This is a genomic window from Desulfobacter sp., from assembly GCF_050177295.1.
Genome location: NZ_JBFXHE010000427.1, coordinates 1 through 3,779, shown reverse-complemented (window position 1 = coordinate 3,779; position 3,779 = coordinate 1). Strand labels below are relative to the sequence as shown.

General features: G+C 47.2%; 3 protein-coding genes. All 3 read right to left on the bottom strand.

What is annotated here, in order from left to right:
• Positions 1–724 (bottom strand): type I restriction endonuclease (locus AB7U36_RS20390; RefSeq protein WP_428161463.1); only part of this gene is annotated, 724 nt, incomplete at its 3' end.
• A gap of 239 nt (positions 725–963) precedes the next feature.
• Positions 964–2,217, bottom strand: a complete 1,254-nt coding sequence (locus AB7U36_RS20385) for a restriction endonuclease subunit S (protein ID WP_428161462.1) — start codon at positions 2,215–2,217, stop codon at positions 964–966.
• On the bottom strand, positions 2,210–3,779 hold a 1,570-nt coding region (locus AB7U36_RS20380), incomplete at its 5' end, for an HsdM family class I SAM-dependent methyltransferase (protein ID WP_428161461.1). The genes AB7U36_RS20385 and AB7U36_RS20380, both read right to left, overlap by 8 nt.

Here is a 3,779-nt window from a genome sequence, read left to right as displayed (position 1 = left end):
AAAATGTGGAGGGTCCGGCAAGTTTGGTGGTCATATAGACCTCATCGGTATCCACGGCCATATGGACCAGGCACCGGCCGAACTGGAGCAGGGGCTGTTTGTTGTCCCGCTGGGTGCGATACTGTTTTTGGCCGTGGCATCTTGCGGTCTGGCCGGTCCAGGGGTTCTTCAATTCCAGGGTGGTAAAGGCAAGGCCGTTGATAAACAGCACCAGGTCTATGGATTCACCGGGGTTGTCCAGGGAGTAGTGGAGCTGTCTTGTGGCGCTGAAGACATTGCTTTGAAACTGTTCTTTTACCCGAAGAGCGGAGCTTGCCAATGGCGCCGGATAGAACAATGAAAAATAGGCATCATCCACGCCCAAGCCTTTTTTGAGCAGGTGCAAAAGCCCCTTGGTTTTGATCATCCGGTCCAGGCGCTCAAGGATTTTTCGTTGCCAATCATCCGTTTCCGGCCGTTTCAGTTTTTCAAGTTCTTTTTCCTGGGTGTTTTCAAGAAAGGCCCAGAATTTTTTTTCATCCACGGCAAATCTTGGGTTGAAATGCTGGGGATATCCGATCTCATATCCATGGTGGGTGTCAAAGGGGGTGCGGGTTTCCGCGACTTCGGCCGTATCCGGAGCCGCGGTTTTGAACTCAGCTGATTTGAGATCTTCGAGGCAGGTGCCGGTCAACTTTTTTTCAATGGCAGTTTCCAGGGCCTGTTCATTGGTGCGGCTGACCACGTTGACACTCCTTTTTTTAATTTTTATTTAAAACCATGAAGAGCATGAAGGACATGAAGGACATGAAGATTGATTTTTCGATATATATTCTTCATGCTCTTCATGTTCTTCATGGTAAAATAAAATACTCAATAGGCTCATGCTCAAAATAGAGTCCCCGCCTTATCGAAAAAAGCAATTTGCATTTTTTACAAATTTCTTCTGTCATTGACGTATGCTTTTGTCGTCACTCCACCACTTTATTCTCTGCCATCCGGCACCCTGATTTTCCCTGTCACGGCAGCGTTGATCAGGGTGGCTTTGTACTCTTTGAGCTTTTCGATCATCTGTTCCTGTAGGGTTATGGCCTGGTCTATTTTAGCGGATTGGGTCTGGATGTGGGAGACGATGGATTTTTGCTCTTTTTGGGGCGGAAATGGAACTTGTAGCATACCAAATTTGTCGAAGTACAGTCTCAACCGCATGTCCATAATACCTTTTGAATGTTTTTTCATTTCTACAGAGAATTCTTTTGTTCGAAATAAAAAATGATAGAAATAACCATCAATCTGTCTTATCGGTCTTAAAATATCATATGCAGGACTTGTAACTCCTTTGTAGTCAGATAAACCGATTGCACCCATCCAGGCTAAAAGCTTATTAACTATAAAATCCCCTTTTTGGACTAACCAGTATCCATCTGTTGTTGAAGCTTTATTTCCTTTCTCTTTTAGCTCTTTACGGGGCATTACACCGATATCTGTATAGATAGAAAGCAACTCATGGTGGTTGTTTTTTTCCGAAGGCTCTGCAACCAATCTAAAAATTCTTTTTACGCTAAAAACATCCCAATGCGCGGGTATCTGACCAATCCATTCCACACCTGAATCGGCCATGGGAACATTCGGATCAAGGCCTTTTGTCATCGCATTCTGAATTAAGATCTGCTTGTGCTCTTTGAGAAGCCGGATCTGCTTTTCCTTGATGGCAACTGCCTGGTCGATTTTTGCGGTTTTGCGATCGAGGAAGTTGGCTATTGTGATTTGTTCATCAAATGGAGGGCATGCTATCCGAACATTTAGTATTTTAGTGGCTGTTATCAATGGTTGAGCATTGCTTTCATTCAGTTTGTTTAAATCTACAGCCCACAATAGATAGGCAAAAAACGAATAAGCATTTTCGATTTTCAAAGAAAGGATTAAAGCATTATCGCTGATCCATTTTCTATCATGAATTAATCTGATATTCCCACAGTACGCACCTACTCTACCAATTACAATATTCGTCCCCTCAACATTAAAGTTATTAGTATATCCCATGAATCCATTTCCCCCAAATACTTCATATTCACTATCTTCATTAAGGGCACTATTGATAATTGCGTCTCCACTATAAATACGGGAGAATTGTTTTATTGGTCTTACCTCCCAATGCACCGGAATCTCCCCAATCCACTCCACCTCGGAATCCTTATAAGCCTCATATCTCGGCATCACGGGCAAAAGATCAGTCATGGCCCACCCCTGAAACCGCTGACCCGTCAAGACCCAGAATATCGGCAATCAACCCGTCAGCCCGGCTCTCCAGGTCCAGGATGTCTCTGGCCACCTCTTCCATGCTCCGCAAGGGCTTATGTCGGTAGAAATATTTATTGAAACTGATTTCATAGCCGATTTTCACCGAATCCATATTGATCCAGGCCTCGGGCACATGGCGCAGAACTTCCGTCTTGAAAAATTTATGGATATCCCCTTGCAGGGGCACGGACTCATGGTCCCGAAGATCCGGGCAGGGTTCAAAGGTCCGGTACTCTCCCTTTTTGTCCGCCACAGGATAAAATCCAAAGTCCGGTAGGTCCGTCTGCCCGCACCCCAGATGATCCAGCAGGGTTTCAAGCTTATCTCCGGATAATTTGACCTTCTTTTTGACCACCCTGCGGGCGGTTTCATCGTATCGGGACACGGCAGTTAAAACGGCCTTTTTCTCCGGGGCCGATAATTTCAGGTTCAAGGTTTTCAGGGTGGCATCCACCTGAGACGTAAATTGGTTGAAATCCTTGGATTCATCTTGGCCCATGGCATCCATCAGCTGTTGGGCCGCGTCAATCAGGGCTTTTTGCTTTTTCCAGACACTCAAACTGAACAGTTTTTTGCGGCTCTTTGTGTTTAATGCAATGCCGTTGTCCTGGCAGAAGGCCAGGATCTTTTTTTCATGATCCGCAAGAAACCTTTGGGTATAAACGTCATCCCCCCACTGGGCATAGATCCATTCCATGGTGACGGCAAAGGCCTTGTCAAAACGCAGGGGGGCAATGCGTGCTTCCGTAAACTGTGCCGATCTTCTGTCCGGCCGCTCAACGGCGACCTTATAATATCCAAAGTCCCTGTTTTCAAACACTTTGGCCGCAATGCCCGTATCCTCGGCGTTTTTATCCTGTACCGGTTCAATGGGCTGCATCCGGGCACAAGCCCCGGCAATCTGCCGGATATGCTCAGCGGAAAACTCGCAGTTTTTGTTCCCCAGGTTTTTTCTCAATTTCTGAAAACACCTGGATGCGTCAACCAGCAGGACCTTTCCTCGTTTGCCGTCACACTTGTTGTTGGACAAAAGCCAGATATAGGTGGTGATGCCGGTGTTGTAAAACAGGTTATTGGGCAATTGGATAACGGCTTCGAGCAGATCGTTCTCAATGATGTGGCGGCGGATATTGCTCTCACCGCTTCCCGCGTCCCCGGTGAACAGGGAAGAGCCGTTGTGAACCGAGGCGATTCTCGACCCGAACACGTTCTGGTCCGGCGTCTTCATCTTGCTGACCATCTCCATGAGGAACAGAAGCTGGCCGTCGCTGGACCGGGGTGCGGCGTCCACCTCCATGGGTTCGCCCCAATAGTTTTTCAGGGTCACCCTGAACCGGGGGTCAATGATGTTGGCCCCGTCCTTGATAAATTTTTGCTCACTGGCCCAGCTTTTCCCGTAGGGCGGATTGGAGAGCATGAAATCAAAGCGCGTCCCTGAAAATTCATCCGTGGAAAGGGTGGAGTTGGGGCGGATAAAGCCCGGATCATTTCCCTTGATC